Annotated in this window: 21 protein-coding genes; 8 read left to right on the top strand and 13 right to left on the bottom strand. The window is 62.9% G+C overall.

Annotated features, from left to right (window positions below):
• Nucleotides 1-139: 139 nt before the first annotated feature.
• The gene (locus tag I5S59_RS24965) at nucleotides 140-421 is read right to left on the bottom strand and encodes a GNAT family N-acetyltransferase (RefSeq protein WP_028941432.1); all 282 of its coding nucleotides are present in this window, start codon (nucleotides 419-421) and stop codon (nucleotides 140-142) included.
• A 507-nt stretch (nucleotides 422-928) separates the two neighbouring features.
• On the opposite strand from I5S59_RS24965, the gene oprI reads away from it, so the two are divergent.
• Entirely contained in the window at nucleotides 929-1,180 is a 252-nt protein-coding gene (oprI, locus tag I5S59_RS24970; RefSeq protein WP_003259780.1) for an outer membrane lipoprotei OprI, read from the top strand.
• A 135-nt stretch (nucleotides 1,181-1,315) separates the two neighbouring features.
• Here the strand turns inward: oprI and I5S59_RS24975 are convergent, their stop codons facing one another.
• The 3 genes from I5S59_RS24975 to I5S59_RS24985 form a co-directional block, all read right to left on the bottom strand.
• Nucleotides 1,316-2,287 carry a L,D-transpeptidase family protein gene (locus tag I5S59_RS24975; RefSeq protein WP_197878951.1) on the bottom strand — a complete coding sequence of 324 codons (972 nt, stop codon included), beginning with the start codon at nucleotides 2,285-2,287 and terminating at the stop codon, nucleotides 1,316-1,318.
• Nucleotides 2,288-2,408: 121 nt separating this feature from the next.
• Nucleotides 2,409-2,690: a hypothetical protein gene (locus I5S59_RS24980; protein ID WP_197878952.1), complete on the bottom strand. Its 282-nt coding sequence runs from the start codon at nucleotides 2,688-2,690 to the stop codon at nucleotides 2,409-2,411.
• Between the two features lie 56 nt (nucleotides 2,691-2,746).
• The gene (locus I5S59_RS24985) at nucleotides 2,747-3,352 is read right to left on the bottom strand and encodes an arylesterase (RefSeq protein ID WP_197878953.1); all 606 of its coding nucleotides are present in this window, start codon (nucleotides 3,350-3,352) and stop codon (nucleotides 2,747-2,749) included.
• A gap of 10 nt (nucleotides 3,353-3,362) precedes the next feature.
• Between I5S59_RS24985 and I5S59_RS24990 the strand changes: the two genes are divergently transcribed.
• The 3 genes from I5S59_RS24990 to greB all read left to right on the top strand — a co-directional run bounded on the left by I5S59_RS24990 (nucleotide 3,363) and on the right by greB (nucleotide 7,123).
• Nucleotides 3,363-4,046 carry an ABC transporter ATP-binding protein gene (locus I5S59_RS24990; RefSeq protein ID WP_197878954.1) on the top strand — a complete coding sequence of 228 codons (684 nt, stop codon included), beginning with the start codon at nucleotides 3,363-3,365 and terminating at the stop codon, nucleotides 4,044-4,046.
• A complete protein-coding gene (locus tag I5S59_RS24995) occupies nucleotides 4,046-6,556 on the top strand; it encodes an ABC transporter permease (protein ID WP_197878955.1) in 2,511 nt (836 codons plus the stop codon). The genes I5S59_RS24990 and I5S59_RS24995 overlap by 1 nt, the downstream gene beginning before the upstream one ends.
• A gap of 72 nt (nucleotides 6,557-6,628) precedes the next feature.
• Nucleotides 6,629-7,123: a transcription elongation factor GreB gene (greB, locus tag I5S59_RS25000; protein ID WP_197878956.1), complete on the top strand. Its 495-nt coding sequence runs from the start codon at nucleotides 6,629-6,631 to the stop codon at nucleotides 7,121-7,123.
• A gap of 32 nt (nucleotides 7,124-7,155) precedes the next feature.
• Here the strand turns inward: greB and I5S59_RS25005 are convergent, their stop codons facing one another.
• The 3 genes from I5S59_RS25005 to I5S59_RS25015 form a co-directional block, all read right to left on the bottom strand.
• The gene (locus I5S59_RS25005; RefSeq protein WP_197878957.1) at nucleotides 7,156-7,464 is read right to left on the bottom strand and encodes a hypothetical protein; all 309 of its coding nucleotides are present in this window, start codon (nucleotides 7,462-7,464) and stop codon (nucleotides 7,156-7,158) included.
• Nucleotides 7,465-7,689: 225 nt separating this feature from the next.
• Nucleotides 7,690-8,127 (bottom strand): DoxX family protein, encoded by a 438-nt coding sequence (locus I5S59_RS25010; protein WP_197878958.1) that lies wholly within the window; start codon nucleotides 8,125-8,127, stop codon nucleotides 7,690-7,692.
• Between the two features lie 101 nt (nucleotides 8,128-8,228).
• Complete coding sequence (locus tag I5S59_RS25015; RefSeq protein ID WP_197878971.1) at nucleotides 8,229-9,653, bottom strand: transglycosylase SLT domain-containing protein; 1,425 nt, start codon at nucleotides 9,651-9,653, stop codon at nucleotides 8,229-8,231.
• A gap of 158 nt (nucleotides 9,654-9,811) precedes the next feature.
• On the opposite strand from I5S59_RS25015, the gene I5S59_RS25020 reads away from it, so the two are divergent.
• From I5S59_RS25020 to I5S59_RS25030, 3 genes are all read left to right on the top strand, one after another.
• On the top strand, nucleotides 9,812-10,618 hold the full coding sequence (locus I5S59_RS25020) for a TatD family hydrolase (protein ID WP_197878959.1): 807 nt from the start codon (nucleotides 9,812-9,814) through the stop codon (nucleotides 10,616-10,618).
• Between the two features lie 86 nt (nucleotides 10,619-10,704).
• Nucleotides 10,705-12,183 (top strand): methyl-accepting chemotaxis protein, encoded by a 1,479-nt coding sequence (locus I5S59_RS25025; RefSeq protein ID WP_197878960.1) that lies wholly within the window; start codon nucleotides 10,705-10,707, stop codon nucleotides 12,181-12,183.
• 75 nt (nucleotides 12,184-12,258) lie between these two features.
• The gene (locus I5S59_RS25030; protein ID WP_128324545.1) at nucleotides 12,259-12,621 is read left to right on the top strand and encodes an Mpo1-like protein; all 363 of its coding nucleotides are present in this window, start codon (nucleotides 12,259-12,261) and stop codon (nucleotides 12,619-12,621) included.
• Here I5S59_RS25030 and I5S59_RS25035 read toward each other — a convergent pair.
• The 3 genes from I5S59_RS25035 to I5S59_RS25045 form a co-directional block, all read right to left on the bottom strand.
• Nucleotides 12,618-13,418, bottom strand: coding sequence for an acyl-CoA thioesterase (locus tag I5S59_RS25035; RefSeq protein ID WP_197878961.1), 801 nt, complete (start codon nucleotides 13,416-13,418; stop codon nucleotides 12,618-12,620). The genes I5S59_RS25030 and I5S59_RS25035 overlap by 4 nt on opposite strands.
• A gap of 81 nt (nucleotides 13,419-13,499) precedes the next feature.
• On the bottom strand, nucleotides 13,500-14,267 hold the full coding sequence (locus I5S59_RS25040) for a CHAD domain-containing protein (protein WP_197878962.1): 768 nt from the start codon (nucleotides 14,265-14,267) through the stop codon (nucleotides 13,500-13,502).
• Nucleotides 14,268-14,281: 14 nt separating this feature from the next.
• Nucleotides 14,282-14,560 (bottom strand): hypothetical protein, encoded by a 279-nt coding sequence (locus I5S59_RS25045; protein WP_128324542.1) that lies wholly within the window; start codon nucleotides 14,558-14,560, stop codon nucleotides 14,282-14,284.
• Between the two features lie 156 nt (nucleotides 14,561-14,716).
• Here I5S59_RS25045 and I5S59_RS25050 point away from each other — a divergent pair, with 156 nt between their 5' ends.
• Nucleotides 14,717-15,757 carry a patatin-like phospholipase family protein gene (locus I5S59_RS25050; protein WP_197878963.1) on the top strand — a complete coding sequence of 347 codons (1,041 nt, stop codon included), beginning with the start codon at nucleotides 14,717-14,719 and terminating at the stop codon, nucleotides 15,755-15,757.
• A 51-nt stretch (nucleotides 15,758-15,808) separates the two neighbouring features.
• On the opposite strand, the gene I5S59_RS25055 is transcribed toward I5S59_RS25050, so the two are convergent.
• From I5S59_RS25055 to kdpC, 3 genes are read right to left on the bottom strand one after another with little or no spacing between them, the layout of a single operon-like run.
• Nucleotides 15,809-16,501, bottom strand: coding sequence for a response regulator (locus I5S59_RS25055; protein ID WP_197878964.1), 693 nt, complete (start codon nucleotides 16,499-16,501; stop codon nucleotides 15,809-15,811).
• On the bottom strand, nucleotides 16,498-19,158 hold the full coding sequence (locus I5S59_RS25060) for a DUF4118 domain-containing protein (RefSeq protein ID WP_197878965.1): 2,661 nt from the start codon (nucleotides 19,156-19,158) through the stop codon (nucleotides 16,498-16,500). Before I5S59_RS25060 ends, I5S59_RS25055 begins: the two co-directional genes overlap by 4 nt.
• A gap of 9 nt (nucleotides 19,159-19,167) precedes the next feature.
• Complete coding sequence (gene kdpC, locus I5S59_RS25065; protein WP_197878966.1) at nucleotides 19,168-19,728, bottom strand: potassium-transporting ATPase subunit KdpC; 561 nt, start codon at nucleotides 19,726-19,728, stop codon at nucleotides 19,168-19,170.

Here is a 19,728-nt window from a genome sequence, read left to right on the forward strand (position 1 = left end):
CCCCCTGCCCCCCAAACCCCACCGCGGGGCGGCCACCGCCAACCCCCCCGTGCCCCCCACAAACAAACCCGCCGGGCTTGGCCGGGCGTTTTTGTGTCTGCGTTGTGAATGACAGCCGCCTGGCTGCCCTTCGCGATTCTCAGGCCTTGGTGGAGTGCCGCTGCTGGCGCTCCATGTAACGTTCCACGTACGAGCATGACGGAATCACGGTGTAGCCCATGTCTTCTGCGTACTGCAGCGCCTTTTCGGTCAGCGCCGCAGCAATACCCCGGCCCCGCAACGCATTGGGAACGAAGGTGCGGTAGATATCCAGGGTCTGTTTACCCAGGTCCATGTAGGTCAGGTAAGCACGATGACCGTCCACACTGGTCTCGAATTGATGACCGGCCTGGTCATGGTGGATGGACAACGCCTCGCTCATCACTACTCCTTGCGGGTCTTTTGATTAGACCCCTACCTTACCGATGTTTGTCCGGCGAAGGAACCTCTACGCCACCCCGTGCCCATTTGGACAGCAAGAACAGCATGGTCGTTCTCTGGCAAAAGAGCACGTACAAATAGTAGGCGCCCAGGGCCCGGATACTCAAGGCGTCTGGTCGTAAAATCGTGCACTTGCAGCCAGCTGGCCTGGCCGCGGGCAGTGCCCTGAACAGTTGCCGGATGTTGTAGTGTTAAGACGTTGGATGACACTTTAAGTCACCTTTAGTTCAACAAAAATACACACTTGCTACACTTGAATACAGCCGCTGCGGCGGCGCCTTCACAGTTTTTCTACACAGGCTGTGAAGGTCCCGGGACGGGCGTATTTTTTTGCAGTTCTTGCGCTCTGTCAGTTTACTTACTACAAGTAATGGGTACTATGTACACCGGCTAGTTTCTCTTTGCTGAGAGATGGCTATTTAATAGAAAGTCCTTGAAGGGGAACACGATGAACAACGTTCTGAAATTTTCTGCTCTGGCTCTGGCCGCAGTTCTGGCTACCGGTTGCAGCAGCGTATCCAAAGAAACCGAAGCTCGTCTGACCGCTACTGAAGACGCAGCTGCTCGTGCACAAGCTCGCGCTGACGAAGCCTACCGCAAAGCTGACGACGCTCTGGCTGCTGCTCAAAAAGCACAACAGACCGCTGACGAAGCTAACGAGCGCGCTCTGCGTATGCTGGACAAAGCCAGCCGTAAGTAATTATCCCTCGGGATTTTTATTTGGAGCCGACCCACTTGTGGGTCGGCTTTTTTATTGCCCGGCGGAAAGTAACGGCAACTCGCAAAAACGACGAGGCCTGCTCAATGGCAGGCCTCGGATGCAACAGTTCAGGCGTTACTGCATGTCAAACGGAACGCTGGAAACCATGGGTTGCGCAGTGGTGGTTGGCACCGCGATTTCCACCGGCATGCCGTCCTCGGCAGCCACCACATCGCGAACCATGTCCCAGTTCATGCGCATGTTGTTGGCCAGGTCTTCACGCTTGAGCAAAGCATTGATGACCGCAGTGTGCTTGTCGACCACCGAAGGATCACCCTTGTCGTCCAGCGGCGTATGGGCTTCGAGGTAGACCTTGCCAGCGCTCAAGCCGAACTTGTACGGCTCGTTGATGATGCGCACCGCGACACCCACCGGCGCCATCTTGGCCAGTTCCAGCACGTTGTTGTTGAACATGCGGAAGCAGCCATGGCTGGTACGCATGCCAATGCCGAACTTCTTGTTCGAGCCGTGGATCAGGTAGCCAGGTACACCGAGGGTGAATTTGAACGGCCCCAGCGGGTTGTCCGGGCCGGCAGGCACTACAGCCGGCAGGATGTCGCCGTCTGCGGCGTGCTCTTTACGGATCGACGCTGGCGGCGTCCAGGTAGGGTTCGGCGTCTTGGCCGTTACCTTGGTGTTGGCGATGGGCGAACCCCAGCCTTCACGCCCGATCCCCAGCGGGTAGGTGTGCACGACGTTCTGCCCTTTCGGGTAGTAGTACATGCGGTACTCGGCCAGGTTGATGACAATGCCTTCACGCGGGCCTGGCGGCAGGATGAAACGGGTCGGCAGGACGATCTCTGTACCCGCGCCCGGCAGCCATGGGTCTACACCGGGGTTGGCGGCGATCATTTCCAGGTACCCCAGGTCGTTGGCCGTACCGATGTCGGCAAACGTGTCTTCGTACTTGGCCTTGATCACCTGGACCTGGCCAATGACGTCTTCGCCGGGCGGTGGCAGGGGAAACTCCAGCGCAGCAGCAGGGCCTGCCGCCAGCAGGGCGGCCAGGGACAGGCAACGGGTGACGGCGGGAAAGCGCGGCAACATCCGGGAAATCCTTCGCTAATTCAGTAAGGTCAAGACGACGATTGTACACCGCCCCCGGCACAATCGGGAGTAATCCGGGGGGCCGAAGGCGTTACAGGGGATGAAAGGCGCTATCGGGCGCTTAGAGCTGCGGCCATACCGGGCGCGTTCCGCGACGCTGGGCGTCGAGAATGGCCCGGCACAGGGTGCACAGGCGGCGATCGCGGTAAATAGTACGTTCGACCAGCGACCAGCGCGGCTGCGCCGGCAACAACGTGCCGCACAGGGTGCGGTCGGCCGAGCCGCCCAGTTCGAGCTGACGGGCCACCAGATGGACGCGGATCTCCTGGCAGGCGAACAGGTCAAGCTGTTCGTCAGGCTCGATCAATTGATAGGCATACAGGGACCAGGCGGGACGCGGCATCGGGGGCTCCAAATCGGGGGCGCCACATTAGCCGAAAGCCGGTCAGTATAAAAGCGTCAAAGCAGCGGTTTTAGTTGCGGCCAGGCATTTTCCAGCAATCGCGCCTGAGCACCCGGCCCGGGATGAATGCCGTCGGCCTGCATCAGCTCGGGCACCCCGCCCACCCCTTCGAGAAAAAACGGTACCAGTGGCACCTGTTTCTCGCGTTCGAGGTTGGCATAAACCTGGGCGAAGGCCTCGGTATAACGCTTGCCATAATTGGGCGGCAAACGCATGCCCAACAACAGCACCTTGGCCCCGGACTCCCGTGCGCGGTCGATCATCGCCGCAAGGTTTTGTTGCAATTGATTGGGCTGCTGCCCGCGCAGGCCGTCATTACCGCCCAGCTCCAGCACCACCAATGCCGGCTTATGCTCTGCAAGCAGCGCCGGCAGCCGCGCCTGGCCGCCTGCACTGGTGTCGCCACTGATCGAGGCGTTGACCACCCGGGCATCGATTCCCTCGGTTTTCAGGCGTTGCTCAAGCAGTGCGACCCAGCCTTGGCGGGTATCCAGGCCGAAAGCGGCACTGATACTATCGCCAACAATCAGCACGGTACCTGCCGCTGCGCCCTGGGCCATGCACATCAAGGCCAAGCCAGCACTCAATAACCACACTCGCATCGGATTCTCCATGGGCCCCAGCATTCTCAGTGCGCGCAACCTTAGCAAAGTGGTCCCCAGCGCGGAAGGCGACCTGACCATCCTGCACGAACTCTCGCTGGAATTGAAACAGGGCGACAGCCTGGCCATTGTCGGCGCCTCGGGTTCGGGAAAATCCACCCTGCTCGGCTTGCTGGCCGGCCTCGACCTGCCCAGTGCCGGCTCGGTAACCCTCTCCGGTCATGACCTCAGCCAGCTGGATGAAGACCAGCGTGCCCGGGTGCGCGCCGAGCATGTCGGCTTTGTGTTCCAGTCGTTCCAGCTGCTCGACAGCCTCAATGCCCTTGAGAACGTCATGTTGCCCCTGGAGCTGGACGGTCGCCGCGATGCCCGCGAGCATGCCCGCACCCTGCTCGAGCGCGTTGGCCTCGGTCAGCGCCTGAGCCACTCCCCGCGCCAGCTGTCCGGTGGCGAGCAGCAACGGGTGGCGATTGCCCGCGCCTTCGCCGCCGAGCCTGCAGTGCTGTTCGCCGACGAGCCTACTGGCAACCTCGACAGCCACACCGGCGAGCGCATCAGCGACCTTTTGTTTGATCTGAACAAGGAACGCGGCACCACCCTGGTGCTGGTCACCCATGACGAACGCCTGGCTCAACGCTGCCGTCGTCTCATTCGCCTGGACGCCGGCCATCTGGTCGCGCCGCTGGAGCCTTGATGGCACGTCTGCCGTTTATCCGTCTGTTGGCCCTGGCGTTACGCCAGCTCCTGCGCGATGCCCGCGCCGGCGAATTGCGCGTGCTGTTTTTCGCCCTGCTGGTGGCGGTCGCGGCCAGTACCGCCATCGGTTACTTCGGCGCACGCCTCAATGGCGCCATGCTGCTGCGCGCTACCGAATTCCTTGGCGCCGACCTGGTACTGCAAGGCAGCTCACCCGCCCAGCCCGAGCAGATTGCCAAGGGCACGGCTGCCGGGTTGCAGCACGCCCAGGTGGTCGAATTCTCCAGCGTCATCGCCACCGATAACGGTATTCAGTTGTCGAGCATCAAGGCTGCCGACAGCGCCTACCCGCTGCGCGGGGCGCTGCGCAGCGCCGACCAACCCTATGCCAGCGAAACCAGCGGCGGCGGCCCGGCACCGGGTGAAGCCTGGGTAGAACCGCGTTTGCTGGCTGCCCTGGACCTGAAGATCGGCGACAGCGTCGATGTCGGCATGAAGACATTGCGCTTGAGTCGCGTGCTGACCTATGAGCCGGATCGTGCCGGCAACTTCTACAGTTTGACGCCTCGCGTGCTGATAAACCTTGCCGACCTGGACGCTACCGGTGTCGTACAGCCTGGCAGCCGGGTGACCTACCGCGACCTCTGGCGGGGCGAGGCTGAAGCACTGGCCAGCTACCGGGACAGCGTCAGCAAGAACCTCGCGCCCAACCAGCGCCTGCAGGATTCACGTGACGGCAACCGGCAGATCGGCGGCGCGCTGGGCAAGGCCGAGCGCTACCTGAACATGGCCAGCCTTGTCGCGGTGCTGCTGGCCGGCGTGGCCGTCGCCCTGTCCGCCAGCCGTTTCGCCACCCGCCGCTTCGATGCCAGCGCCCTGCTGCGCTGCCTGGGCCTTTCCCGCCGCCAGGCGTTGGGCCTGTTCTGTCTGCAGCTGGCCATACTCGGCAGCCTGGCAGCACTCGGCGGCGCCGTACTCGGTTGGCTGGCCCAGCTGGGCCTGTTCAAGTTGCTGCAAGGCCTGATGCCCGCACAAATCCCTGCCGGCGGCCTGGCACCGGCGCTGGCCGGCATCGCCACCGGCCTGGTGGCTCTGGCTGGCTTCGCCCTGCCGCCGCTGGCAGCACTCGGCCGGGTGCCACCCTTGCGGGTGCTGCGCCGCGACCTGTTACCGGTGCCACCGAGCAGCTGGCTGGTCTACGGTGCTGCCCTGTTGGCGCTGGGCCTGATCATGTGGCGGCTGAGCCTGGACCTGCTGCTGACCTTTGCCCTGCTCGGCGGCGGCCTGGTGGCGGCGGTACTGCTCGGCGGCCTGTTGCTGCTCGGCCTGCGCAGCTTGCGGCGCCTGCTGGCCGGTTCGCCACTGGCCTGGCGCCTGGGCCTGGGGCAATTGCTTCGCCACCCGCTGGCCGCTGCCGGACAAGCCCTTGCCTTTGGCCTGATCCTGCTGGCCATGGCCCTGATTGCCCTGCTGCGTGCCGAATTGCTCGACACCTGGCAAAACCAGTTGCCCAAGGACGCGCCAAACTACTTTGCGTTGAACATCCTGCCCGACGACAAAAACACCTTCGCCGAACGCCTGAGCGAATTCTCCGCCGAGGCAGCACCGCTGTACCCGGTGATTCCGGGGCGCCTGACGGAAATCAACGGCCAGGCCGTGCAACAGATCGTCAGCAAGGAATCCACCGGCGATCGCGCCGTGCAGCGCGACCTGAGCCTGACCTGGGCGGCCGAACTGCCTCAGGGCAATGCGTTGAGCGAGGGCCAGTGGTGGCAGCGCGAACCGGTTGCAGACGCTCATCTGCCCGGCGTATCGGTCGAGGGCGAACTGGCCCAGAGCCTCAAGCTCAAGCTCGGCGATCAGCTCACCTTCATCATTGGCGGCGAACAGCGCCAGGCCGTGGTCAGCAGCCTGCGCACCGTCAACTGGGACAGTTTTCAGCCCAACTTCTACATGATTTTCCAGCCCGGTACCCTGCAGGGCCTTCCCACTACGTACCTGACCAGCTTCTACCTCGCCCCCGGGCACGACCAGCAGGTCGTCGCACTGTCACGGGCATTCCCGGCAGTTACCCTGCTGCAGGTCGACGCACTGCTGGCGCAACTGCGCAGCATCCTCGCCCAGGTCACGCTGGCGGTGGAGTATGTGCTGCTGTTTGTCCTGGCGGCAGGCCTGGCTGTGCTGTTTGCCGGTTTGCAGGCCACACTTGACGAACGCATTCGCCAGGGCGCCCTGCTGCGCGCACTCGGCGCCGGGCGCAGTTTGCTGATCAAGGCACGGCGTATCGAGTTCGGCTTGTTGGGTGCTGCCAGTGGCCTGCTGGCCGCCATTGGCTGTGAGCTGATTACCCTGCTGCTTTACCGGTACGCCTTCGACCTGAGCTGGAGCCCGCACCCCTGGCTGCTGTTGCTGCCGGTGATCGGTGCCGTGCTGATCGGCGGTGCCGGGGTTTTTGGCACCCGCCGGGCGCTCAATGCCAGCCCGCTGAAAGTGCTGCGCGAGAGCTGAACAGTTGGACGCGATGAGCTATCGTGGACACCCCTGAGCATGCCCTCGCCACCGCTCTATTAAGGACAACGCTTGGCTACCAACATCATCACCCGAGAAGGCTACGAAGCACTGAAAAGCGAGCTGGATCACCTGTGGCGCACCTATCGCCCGGAGATCACCGCCAAGGTTGCCTGGGCTGCTTCGCTCGGAGACCGCAGCGAAAACGCGGACTATCAGTACAACAAGAAGCTGCTTCGCGAGATCGACAGGCGGGTACGCTACCTGCGTAAACGCCTGGAAGACGCGAAAGTCGTCGATTACTCCCCCGAGCAGGAAGGCAAGGTGTTCTTTGGTGCCTGGGTGGAAATCGAAAATGACGAAGGCGAGCTGAAAAAATTCAGGATCGTCGGCTACGACGAGATCTACGGGCGCAACGACTACATCTCGATCGATTCGCCGATGGCCCGCGCACTGCTGAAAAAAGGCAAGGATGACGAGGTGGTGGTACAGACGCCTGGCGGTGAAGCCACCTGGTACATCAACAGCGTTACCTACGGCCAGCCGGACAAACCGCAAGGCGCCTGACAGGTGGCGAGGGTAACGCAGCAACGGGGTGCTCAACCGCGGGTAATCAGACCTTGCCGGGCAACCCGGGTCAGATGGCCGATCACTTCGATGGCGTCTTCGGCGCTGGGGGACTGGATCACGGCCAGGTCAAACCGGTCGTTGGCGAACTGGCCAAGCGAGGTGCGGTTGTCGGCAAACTGGATCAGGAATGCAGTGGCGCTGCCCTTGCGGCGCGGCCAGCCATCCAGGTATCGCAGGAGTGTAGGTTGGTGGCTACCGCCCAGCAGGATGCGCGGCACGCGGGTGGCCTGGCTTGCAGGCAAGGGCGTCAAACAGACACTGGTACGTGGACAACTCATGGAGTATTTCTCCGCCTCGCAGATCCCGCTGGGCTGCGGTGGGAGGCGTCACCGAACCAGCGCTTTAGCGGTATTCGGTGAACCGGGGGAGGTTCTCCTGCGCCCCGCAAGTAGCTGTTTAAATCGGCGCAAGTCAGCATCCTAGAGAAGCTGCAGGGCGGATGTCAACATAAGCGGATACAAAAAAGGCGGCCCTGCAGGCCGCCTTTAGTCGGGGGTATGGATTCAGCGTGCGATCAGTCGATCCAGCGAGGCTTTACCTGCACCTTCAATCATGACTGCCACCGTACCCGCCATCAGCGCCAGGGCAAACTCGTAGCCGTTGTTGGCCATGAACAAACCATTACCGATGTGCGCAGAGAAGATCGCCACCACCAGCGTCACGGTCAGGGCCAAAGCGGCTGGACGCACCAGCAGGCCAATCACCAGTGCCAGGCCACCAAAAAACTCCGCACTACCCGACAACAGCGCCATCAGCAGCCCCGGTGCCAGGCCCAGGCTTTCCATGAACTGGGCCGTCCCGGCCAGCCCGCCACCGCCAAACAGGCCAAAGAGCTTTTGTGCACCGTGGGCCATGAAAATGATGCCGACGATGATCCGAATGATGCTCAGGCCCCAGCTGGCACGGCTGGCGAATACGATGTTCAGGGAATGGATGTTCATGACGCTTCCTTAGGGATGTTGAGTAGGTATGGGCGCCATATTAATCAAATCTACAAATGTTAAAATCGCAATATTTGCGATATAACAATCGATAAATTAGATTATTTACGACCCACTACCTTGCGCCCTTGCGGCTCCAGTGACGCACGTTCGCGGTCAAAGGCCAGGAAGTATTTGTTCACACTGTTGACGTAGCTGACCGGCCCCATGCCCACCTGTTCCATGGCAATGCGTTCGGTCTGGAAGAACCATTGATTACCATTGAGGCCACGGCGCCGCGCTTCGGCGCGCATCGCCTGGACGCGCTCCGGGCCAAGGTTATAGGCCGCCAGGGTAAAAGCCATGCGCTCACGCTCGTTGAGCTGGTTGCTGGAGAAGAATTTGCGCCGGATCAGTGCCATATAGCGCGCACTGGCCTGAACGTTACCGTCGACATTGCTGATGTTGCTTACCCCCACCCGCTGCGCCGCACTGGGGGTGATCTGCATCAGCCCGTGGGTGCCTCCGGCGCCGCGGGCCGAAGGGTTGAGCGAAGACTCCTTGAACGCCACTGCCGCCAGGTTCAACCAGTCGATGTTCTGTTCGGCGGCATGACGCTGCAATACCGGACGCAGGGCCTCAAGGCGTTTACGGTCGGTGCGGGCCAACGGATTGTGCACCCGGTACAGGCGTCTATAGATACGTTCGAAAGCCGCATCCTGGTTTTCCGGCGGTCGATAACCTTGCAGGAAGCGATCGACCGTGGCATGCAGCATCACCGCATCGCGCCGCACATACCAGCGCATCGCCTCCGGCGCCGCCACCTGCACTTTGCGCTCGACCCGCAGCTTGGGCATGACCCGCGCCCAGCGCTCGGCAATCGGCTGCTCGACAACAGTCAGGTGGAAGATACCGGCCTGGACCATTTCCAGCACATCTTCCACCGCCAGCGTCGGGTCGACCCATTCCACCTTGATCGGCGGCAATTTGCGCAGGGCCAGCTTCTGGTTGATTTCATGCAGGGTGTCGCCTGCGGCACTGGCGCTGGTCAGCGCCAGGGTGCGACCAGACAATTGTTCCACCCGCTGATAACTGCGTTCACCCTTGCGCCCCACCAGCACCATCGGCACGTTGTCGACCACCGGATCGCTGGCCACCAGGCCGCGCGTGGAGGTTGGGTCCAGCAGCTCGCCTGGCGCGACCAGATCGGCTTCGCCGCGCTGCAGGGCGGCCAGGAGCTGGTCCTTGGCCCGGGGAATGATTTTCAGGCGGATTTCCTCGCCGTCGCGGGCGCGGCCATTGAGGTAGTGTTCAAAGGCACGCAGGCGATGGTACTCAACGCCCACCGGCTCACCCTTGACTTCGCCGGAGCTGTTGCGGCTCTGATTGACCAGCACCTTGAGCACCCGGCTGCTGCGGATCTGCGCCAGGTCGCGGACCTGGGTCTTGGACACCGTCTGCTGCGGGCCGGGCAGGCGCGCGCTGGCCGGCCCTGCCGGCAGCAGCCCCAGGCTCAGCACAATCAACAAAAACAGCGCTCGGGTCATCCGGTTCAAGGTCCGCGCGTGTGTGGTTGACGCCATAGTTTGCAGTCAATACATGACAAAAGACCGCAAAAGACCACGACAACTCGTTGAAGTTCTTGGATTTATCGAATTTCGTCGAGCTTTGTTATGCTGGCCGGCCCCCGGCCTGAGGTAGCACCATGCAACTCATCGACATCGGCGTCAATCTGACCAATCCAAGTTTTGCCGAAAAGCACCTGGCCATTCTCGAGCGCGCCGAGGCTGCCGGGGTGCTGCAAATGATGGTCACCGGTACCAGCCTGCAAGGTAGTGAAGAGGCGCTGGCACTGTGTCTTCAGCTGGATGAAAGTGCCCAGCGGCTGTTCAGCACCGCGGGTGTTCACCCCCACGATGCCAGCCACTGGAATGCCGACAGCAGTCGGCAGCTGCGCGCCCTGCTGGAGCAACCTCGCGTGCGGGCGGTGGGCGAGTGTGGTCTGGATTTCAACCGCGACTTCTCCCCGCGCCCACTTCAGGAAAAAGCCCTGGAAGCACAACTGGCCCTGGCAGTCGAACTGCAGATGCCGGTGTTTCTGCATGAGCGCGATGCCAGCGAGCGACTGCTGGCGATCCTCAAGGATTACCGTGATCACCTGCCAGCGGCCGTGGTGCACTGTTTTACCGGCGAGCGCGAGGCGCTGTTCAGCTACCTCGACCTCGACCTGCACATCGGCATCACCGGCTGGATCTGCGACGAGCGCCGCGGTACACACCTTCACCCGCTGGTCGCCAGTATTCCCCGCGGCCGCCTGATGCTGGAAAGCGATGCGCCTTACCTGCTGCCGCGCACCCTGCGCCCCAAACCCAAAAGTGGCCGCAACGAACCGGCATTTCTCACCGAAGTGGTGCGCGAAGTCGCTTTGCACCGGGGTGAAAGTATCGAGGACCTGGCCGCCCACACGACGGCCTGCGCACGCGCGTTCTTTAACCTGCCTGCGATTGTTTGACGCATATCAACACGCTTCTCTGAGCGGCACGGCACAATGATGGCACCTTGCCAACAATGCGTTAGCTCAATCAGAGAAGACCTTCTATGGGTGCCTGGCTTAGCAATATCTCCCTGAAATACAAGTTCTGGGCCGTCAATGCGGTGGCCTTTGTCACTACCCTGTTCCTTGTGCTCTATGCCGTGCACCTTGAACAACAGGCCCGCGCGCAGGATGCGCAGGCCAAAGCCCGCGCCGAGGCGCAACTGCTGGCGGCCTGGCCCGCCGGGCAACCGCTGCCCAACAACCCTTTGTGGCTGAAATACCCTGCCGGGCAGGTACCCGCTTATGCGGGCGAGTCGCTCCAGTCATTGGCCAACGCCCAAGGCTGGGTCGAGCTACAGGGCCTGGCACTGACAGGCACCGACCCTGTCAGCGGTGCCCAGGTGATAAGCCGCGACGGCCAGCAGATCGCTGTGCTGGCGCCCTCGCCCAGCCTGCTCCAGGTGTTTACCGATCGTTTCACCAACTACGCGGTGTGCGTGCTGATCCTGATGCTGGCGATGCTCTGCGCCTCTCAACTGCTCATTCGCTTCCTGCTCAGTCAGCTCAACACCCTCAAGGATGTGATGCTGCATGTGGAAAAGACCGGCGACCTGGCGGCCAGGGTGCCCTTGGCCTGCGGCGACGAGGTTGGCCAGATGGCCAGTGCATTCAACGCCATGCAGACCACCTACCATCGCGTGGTCACTACCGTGGCCCGCACCGCTGCACAACTGGATTCAGGCGCCGCACGCCTGGCCGCGAGCATGAGCGAAGTGCGCCACGGCATGCTCGGCCAGCAAAGCGAAACCGATCAGGCTGCCACCGCCATCAACGAGATGTCGGCCACGGTGTATCACATTGCCCAGCATGCCGGCGCCACGCGCGACCTGTCGCAGTCCGCCGACTCCCTCGCCGGCAGCGGCCAGGCGGTGGTTAGCCGAGTGCAAACCTCGATTTCCGGCCTGTCCAGTGGCGTGCAACAAACCGCCGAGATGATTCGGCAACTGGCCGAAGACAGCCAGAAGATCAACGGCGTGGTCGGGGTGATTCACAGCATTGCCGAACAGACCAACCTGCTGGCCCTCAATGCCGCCATCGAAGCCGCCCGCGCTGGCGACCTGGGCCGCGGCTTTGCCGTCGTCGCCGACGAGGTGCGTAACCTGGCCAAGCGCGTACAAGCTTCGACGGATGAGATCACCACCATGGTCTCGGCCCTGCAAGCCGGCACCCGTGACGCCGTGGACTTCATGCAGGAAAGCTCCTTCAAAGCCGACGATTGCGTCCAGCAGGCACAGGAAGCCGGGGCAGCCCTGGCAGAGATCACCAGCGCCGTGGCGCAGATGCGGGAAAGCAATACGCAGATCGCCGTGGCCGCCGAACAGCAAAGCCAGGTGGCAGAAGAAATGAACCGGGCGGTGGTGAGCATTCGCGACGTCACCGAAGAAACCGTGCAACAAACCGTCGACTCGGCGACCACCAGTAGCGAACTGGCGACCCTGGCAGGCGAACTGAACAAAGCCATCGGTCAGCTCAAGCTATAAGCCCGATAGCTGGCGCTCATTGGCCCCCTGACGGGGGCCGCACTATTCTTCAGACAGTAGCCTGAGGAACAGCCCATGAACAAACGCTTACCCAACCTGCACGCCTGGCAATGGCGTGGCTACCACCACAACCACCGCAACCCGACCAACCTGGTGTTGCACCTGATCGCCGTGCCGCTGTTCATCCTTGGCGTGCTGCTGGTGCTCTCCGGGTTGTTCTCACTGGACCTGGGGCAACTGGCCGTTGGCGTCATCGCCCTGATCGCCGGCCTGGGCATGCAGCGCCAGGGCCATCGACTGGAAGCGCAGCAACCGGAACCGTTCAGCGACCGCAAGGACGCCATCGGCCGGTTACTGGTGGAGCAGTTCATCACCTTTCCGCGCTTTGTCCTCAGCGGTGCCTGGTGGCGCGCCTGGAGGGACCGTCATCGCCACTAGGCGAAGACGGTCACTGTCTGCCGGCTGATCGCCAGCAACTCGCCTTGAGCAGTCCACAGGGCCGCTGCCGCATGCCCGTAGCCATCACGGGCATGCTCGGTCTGCGCGCAGTACCGGCACCAGTCCAGGGTGGTCAGGCTGGGCACTGGCTGAATGAACTCGACCGTCCAGGTCAGGGTGCTGGCAGCGGCCGGCTTTTTCAGGTGCGACAGCAGCGTCGAAGGCCAGGCATCGACCAGCGCCAGCAAGTGCGCTTCACTCAGCGTTTCATCGCCGCCCTCGTCCCGCAGGCGCACCCAGCCGCCCATATTGCGCGAGGGGGTGTTGCTGAACGGAATGCCGCCAATTGCCCAGCGCAGCGACACATGCTGCATGAAGTCCGGGGTGATGCCTTTGATGTACGGGAGCGCGGGCGAAGCCGCTTCCAGGCTGCTCATTTCTACAGCAGGCAATGCCGGAACATCGATCTCCGAGCTGCGCCCGCCACCGAAGCTGCCCTGCATCAGCGTCACCACCTGGCCGTTTTGTACCGCACGGCCCAGCAGCGAACTGACCGCTTTGCCTTCACGCAGCAGTTCCACTTCGAAACTGATCGGCACATCAGGCTCGGCCGGCCCGACAAAGGTGATTGCCAGGGAACGCACCGGGCGACCGGGCGAGGTCTTGGCACGCATGGTCTCGTACAGCAGGGCCGCCATCACGCCACCGAAACAGGCACGCCCCTGAGCCCAGCTGGCAGGAATGGAAACCGCCTGGGGATGCAGGCGGACTTCCTTGAGTAATTGCGAAAAATTCATGCCGGCTTCATCCGTGGGAAAAGTCTGATCTTAACCAGCCATTCCTGAAGCGACAGCCCGCATTTCGGCCATATCAGCGGCTTATCGCTGCGCCAGTAACGCTTGCAGGCGCTCCAGCGTGACGTCCGCCAGTTGCTCCGCCCCACGCAGTTGTGCCTGCCAATGCTCTACACAAGGCGCCAGGTCTGGCTGTTGCTCGGCCTGCAGCAACCATTGCAGCAGGTCATGCCAGCTGCCGAGATCGCTCTGGGCGCTTTTAAGCGCGCGTTGCAGCCGCTTGCTGGCATGCTCCAGCTGCGGATAGGCCTCGGCCGCGTAACGCACACGCTTGATGAGCAAACGCAGGCGATGACGGTCATGGGCAGGATCGGCCAGCGCTTCACGCAACTGCTTCCACTGTTTTTCCAGGCGCTTGTCGATGCGCTTGTGCAAGGTGCGGGTCAGGCCCTCGCGTTCAGCTGCACGCAAAAACACCGGAAAGGCGTCGACAATCGCCAGCAGGCGTGCAAGTTCCGCGCTGTCGGCGACGCTGGCGAAGGTCTGGCGACGATTCGCCAGGCGCACCTGTGCCGCCGCCGGCTGGTTTCGCTTGAGCAACTGCGCTGCCAGTACCTCGCGATCACGCAGCGGCGTGGTCAGGTTGCCCAACGCTTTGGCTGCACCTTCAAGTTGCTCGACACCCGGCAGCGTCCGCAGGGGCCGCAGCACGCTGCGCAAGCGCCGAGTGGCGATACGCAGGTCATGCAGGGCTTCGCTGTCGGTGTCAGCCGCCAGCCGTGCCTGACACGCCAGCAGGCGAACCTGCAAAGCCAGCACCTGCACAATTACATGGTCGAGCATGGCCGACATGATGGTCTCCTGTATCAACGACCGGCGCGGGATTCACGGATGTAGAACCGGGCTTTTTCAGCCTTGTTGCTACAACCTTCGAACGCTTCGAACTGTTGCTGGGTTTTGGCACCGGTCAGCAACGACAAGGCTTTGGAATAGCTTACCGTACCGGCGAAACCTTCAGCCTTGGCCAGGTCAAGTTCTTTCCAGGCCGAATCCAATTGATTGGCGCAGCTGTCGCGAAACGCAGTCTTGCCCGCACAACCGGTCAGGGCCAAGGCAATCAAGGGCAGGCAGATCCAGGCTTTCATCGCAGATTCCTTAAAAAAAAGTTCGAAGTGGCGCGTTCGACGGCAACAAAGAATAAAAGTGCCCTCAAGAGCGTAGCGCAGCGCGCATGACGATTGAAGCACAGACCTGATTGAGCGCATTGTTAGACCATCGCTGCACAACGACCAGGAGCCATCATGAGCAAACGCGTGGCATTAGTGCTGGGCTCGGGCGGGGCCCGAGGGTATGCGCACATCGGGGTGATCGAAGAACTTGAACGACGTGGCTATGACATCGCCTGCGTTGCCGGATGTTCCATGGGGGCTGTCATCGGCGGCATCTATGCCGCCGGCAAGCTGGATGACTATCGCAACTGGATTGAAAGCCTGGACTACCTCGACGTGTTGCGTCTGGTGGATGTGAGTTTTCGCCTCGGCGCGATTCGCGGCGAGAAGGTTTTCGGGCAGATCCGCAAGATCGTCGGCGAGGTCAACATCGAGTCCCTGCGCATTCCCTACACCGCGGTCGCCGCCGACCTGACCAACCAGCAGGAAATCTGGTTTCAGGAAGGCTGCCTGCACCAGGCCATGCGCGCCTCGGCCGCCATCCCCAGCCTGTTCACCCCCGTGGTGCAAGGCAACCGCATGCTGGTCGACGGCGGTATCCTCAACCCGTTGCCTATCATCCCGGTGGTGTCCAGCCACTGCGACCTGATCATTGCAGTCAACCTCAACTCGACCAACCAGAAGCAGTACCAGCTTCCGGTGATCGAGCGCCCGCCCGCATTCAAGTTGCGCTTTGACAACCTGATCAGCTCGCTCGGTTCGCACCTGCCGTTCAGGCGCAAGCAGGCCGAGCAACTGATGCGTATCGAACAAGTGCTTAAACCGGAAGCGGCGCAGATCCCCAACCCCTGGCTCAGCGATGCGGCCGACCCGGAAGCACAACAGCCGGCCGCCGCGCCGGAAAGCGCCGGCGCACCGAAGTCGGCCGCGGGTTCCTTCATCATCGACAACGTCGGCCCGGCCTCGTTGCTGGACCTGATCAACCAGAGCTTTGAAGTGATGCAGACGTCACTGGCCCAGTACAAGATCGCCGGCTACCCGCCGGACATCCTGATCAACGTGCCCAAGCGCGTGTGCCGGTTTTTCGAGTTCTACAAGGCGCCGGAACTGATCGCCCTTGGGCGGGAGATTGCCCGGGATACGCTGGATAACTATGAGGCAGAGCGGCGCTGACGCCACCTGCGACCGCTTCGCGCTCGATCGCAGGCTGTAGGAGCGGGGGCCTTATTCGGGCGCTACCAACCGATACCCTACCCCGGGCTCGGTGATGATGAAGCGCGGGGCTGTAGGGTCATCGCCCAGCTTCTGACGCACATGCGCCACGACAATCCGCAGGTAGTGGCTGTCATCCACATGGGTCGGTCCCCAGATGTCCTTGAGCAGCTGCTGCTGGGTGATGACCCGCCCGGGGTACGTCGCCAGCTGCGCCAACAGGGCGTACTCCTTGCGGGTCAAGGCAACCTCGACACCGTCGAGGGTGACCTTGCGAAAGGCCAGGTCGACCGTCAACGGCCCAAAGCTCGGTGCAACATCCGAGGCGGTGGCTTGAGGCGCCTGACGCAGCAGGGCCCGTACCCGCGCAAGAAATTCCTGAATGCCGAACGGCTTGGTCACGTAGTCGTTGGCACCACTGTCCAGCGCCTCGACCTTCTGGACTTCACTGGCGCGCACCGACAGCACCAGCACCGGCACCGCACTCCATTCACGCAGTTCGCGCAGCACCTGCTGCCCGTCCATGTCCGGAAGGCCCAGGTCGAGCACCACCAGGTCAGGCCGGGCCAGCGCGGCCTGGGCCAGACCTTCGGCGCCCGTGGCGGCCTCCACGACCTTGTAGCCTTGGGAGCTCAGGCTGATTCGCAGGAACTTGCGGATCTGTGGTTCATCGTCGATGACCAGCAGGGTGGCAATCTGGCTCATGGGGCTTCGCTTTCAGGCTCGGGCTGGGTCGGGAGCGGCAAGCATAATGTGATGCAGGTACCCTGACCATCGATACCCTCGTCGACAAGAATGTGCCCGCCATGCGCACCAATCATGCCCTGGCAGATCGCCAGGCCAAGGCCGGTACCCTGCCCGCCACGATCGCCGCGCGCAGCGGTGTAGAACATGTCGAAGATTTTCTCGCGGTCGGCCGCCGGAATACCCGGCCCCTCGTCGCTGACGGCAAAACGCAACTGGCCAGCGCCTGTCGACACCTGTAGTTGCAGGCGGCCATTGGCGGGCGAAAAGCGCGCCGCGTTTTCCAGTACATTGACCAGCGCCTGCTCGATCAAGGCGGCATGCACGAACAGCAGCGGCAAATCAGCAGGCACCTCGGTGGTGACCTGCAACGGCGCCAGCACCACCCGCAAGCGGTTGAGTGCGCTGCCGACGATGTCGGTGGGTGCCACCCAGTCGCGGGCCAGCTTCAGCCCGCCATGGCCCAGACGCGTCATGTCCAGCAGGTTCTGGATATAACGGTCGAGGCGCTCGGCTTCATTGCGCGTGCCTTCAAGCAGCTCCTGACGGTCCGCCTGGGGGATCGCCTCGCCCAGTGCCAACAGGCTGTCGATACTGCCGCGCATGGCCGTCAGCGGCGTGCGCAGGTCATGCGACACCGAAGCGAGCAGCGCGCTGCGCAGTTGCTCGGTTTCACCGTGCAGGCGCGCCGCTTCCAGCTGCTCGGCCAGGCGCGCCCGGGCCAAAGCCTGGGCCAGTGGCTGGCTCAACGCCTTGAGCAGACGACGCCGTTGCGGGGTCAGGCTCTGCCCTTGACGCGGATGCACACCGAGCAGTGCCAGCGGTTGTTCTTCCACCGACAGCGGCCACCACCACCAGCGGCCATTGGGCAAGGTATCGCTGCCCAGCCCGGCAGCCTGGTCATGTTGCCAGGCCCAATCGGCAGCCGCCCGCTCGTTGTCGCTCAACTGCACACTGCCTGCACTGGCAACCGCCAGACGACCTTCGACGTCGCGCTCAAGCAGACACACCTGCAGATCGTTCCAGCCATCCAGGTGCTGCCCTGCGGCGTTGAAGACCGCCTGACGGTCGGTGGCCGCCGTCAGCTTGCGCGACAGTTCAAGCAACTGGTTGGTCTGCTCCTGAGTTTCGCGCAGCGCCTGCAACTGCCGACGCTGACGCGCCGCCAGGTTCCCGGTCAAGGCCGCCATCAACAGGAAAAACAGCGAGGTCAGTACATCCTCTTCACGCTGGATGCTGAAAGAGAAGTTCGGCGGAATGAACAGAAAGTCATAGGCCAGAAAAGACATCGCCGCACAGGCGAGCGCCGGCCCCAGGCTACTGCGCACGGCCACCAGCAACACCGCCACCAGAAACACCAGCGAGATGTTGGGCAACGCCAATACACCCGCGACACCCCAAGCGATGCCGGTAGCCAGCACGGTAGCAACCAGGGCCAGCAGGTAATGCCGCCAGACCCAGACTTTTTTTACCGCCGCGCTCTGTGGCTCAGGCCGTTCGTCACGGTCAAGCACGTTGATTTCCAGACCATGGGCCTCACGCAACAAACGCGTGGCCACACCGGCACCAATCAGCCGCCTACGCAGCAGATCGCGGGACTGACCGACCAGCACCAGGTTGGCGCGACGTTCCAGCGCGTGCTGGATCAAGGTCTTGGCCACCTCGCCGGCACGCAGCACAACCACCTCGCCGCCCAGACGCTCGGCCAGTTGCTGGGCCGCCTGCAGGCGCTGGCGGGCGGCTTCGTCGCGTAATTTGCCGTTGTCCACATGCACCAGGCTCCAGGGCAGATGGCGGCGTTGCGCGACCCGGCTGGCATGGCGTACCAGGCGCTCGGCCTGGGCATCGCCGTCCACCCCGACCAGCAACCGCCCACGCAACGAAGGGGCGTCCTGGCCGAGCTGACGGTAACCGTGCGCCAGATCGGCATCGACCCGCGCCGCTGCCGTCTGCATGGCCAGCTCGCGCAGGGCGGTGAGGTTGGTCTGGCTGAAGAAGGCATCGATGGCCGCCCGCGCCTGTTCGGGCACGTAAACCTTGCCTTCACGCAAACGCTCCAGCAGTTCGCGCGGCGGCAGGTCGATCAGGACCAGTTCGAAGGCTTCTTGCAGCACCCAGTCCGGCAGGGTTTCACGCACCTGCACACCGGTGATGCCACGCACCTGGTCGTTGAGGCTTTCCAGGTGCTGGACGTTGACCGTGGTGTAGACATCGATACCGGCGGCGAGCAGTTCCTGCACGTCCTGCCAGCGTTTGGCGTGGCGGCTGCCGGGCGCGTTGCTGTGGGCCAGCTCGTCGACCAGGGCCAGTTGCGGCGAAGCCTTGAGCAGGCCATCCAGGTCCATTTCCTCAAGCTGCACTCCACGGTACTCCGAGCGCACCAGCGGCTGCTGCGCAAGGCCTGCGAGCAGCGATTCGGTTTCCGCCCGGCCATGGGTCTCGACCACCGCCGCCAGTACCTGCACGCCCTGGCGCACCTGGGCGTGGGCAGCCTGGAGCATGGCGTAGGTCTTGCCTACCCCCGGCGCTGCCCCGAGAAACACCTTGAGCCTGCCGCGCCCTTCGCGCGGCAGCCCGGCCAACAACGCATCAGCGCGTTCGGAGTTGCTATCGCTCACCGTGTGTCCTTATTTCGAAACCGGGGCCAGCCGCTCGAGAGCAGCGTTCAAAGCCAGCACATTGACCACCGGCGGGCCGATCAATGGCTGCAGGGTGGACTGCTCGACCAGCGCTTGCAAGGCCTCTGTGGCAAGCTGTCGCGCTGCCGCTACCCGTGGCAGTTGATAGGCAATGGCTGCAGGTGACAAGTGTGGGTCCAGGCCACTGCCGGAGGTGGTCAGCAGGTCCAGCGGCACCGCGCCCTGTGCCTCGATGTACTGCTGTGCGGCGGTGTCGTTGATGCGCTGGGCCAGTGCCGGATTGCTCGGTGCCAGGTTGCTGGCACCACTGGCGACGGTGGCATAGTCTGCCGCCGATGGCCGCGAATGAAACCAGGCATCGCCCTTGAACGCCTGGGCGATCAGCAGCGAGCCGCGCACCCGGCCCTGGTCATCACGCAGCAAGCTGCCGTTGGCCTGTTCGGGGAACGCCACCTGCGCCACCCCGGTGACCACCAGCGGGTACACCGCACCGGTGATCAGGGTCATCAACAGGATCAGGCTGGTGGCCGGACGTAGATACATTGTCAT

Source organism: Pseudomonas alkylphenolica, assembly GCF_016009175.1.
GTDB lineage: Bacteria > Pseudomonadota > Gammaproteobacteria > Pseudomonadales > Pseudomonadaceae > Aquipseudomonas > Aquipseudomonas alkylphenolica_B.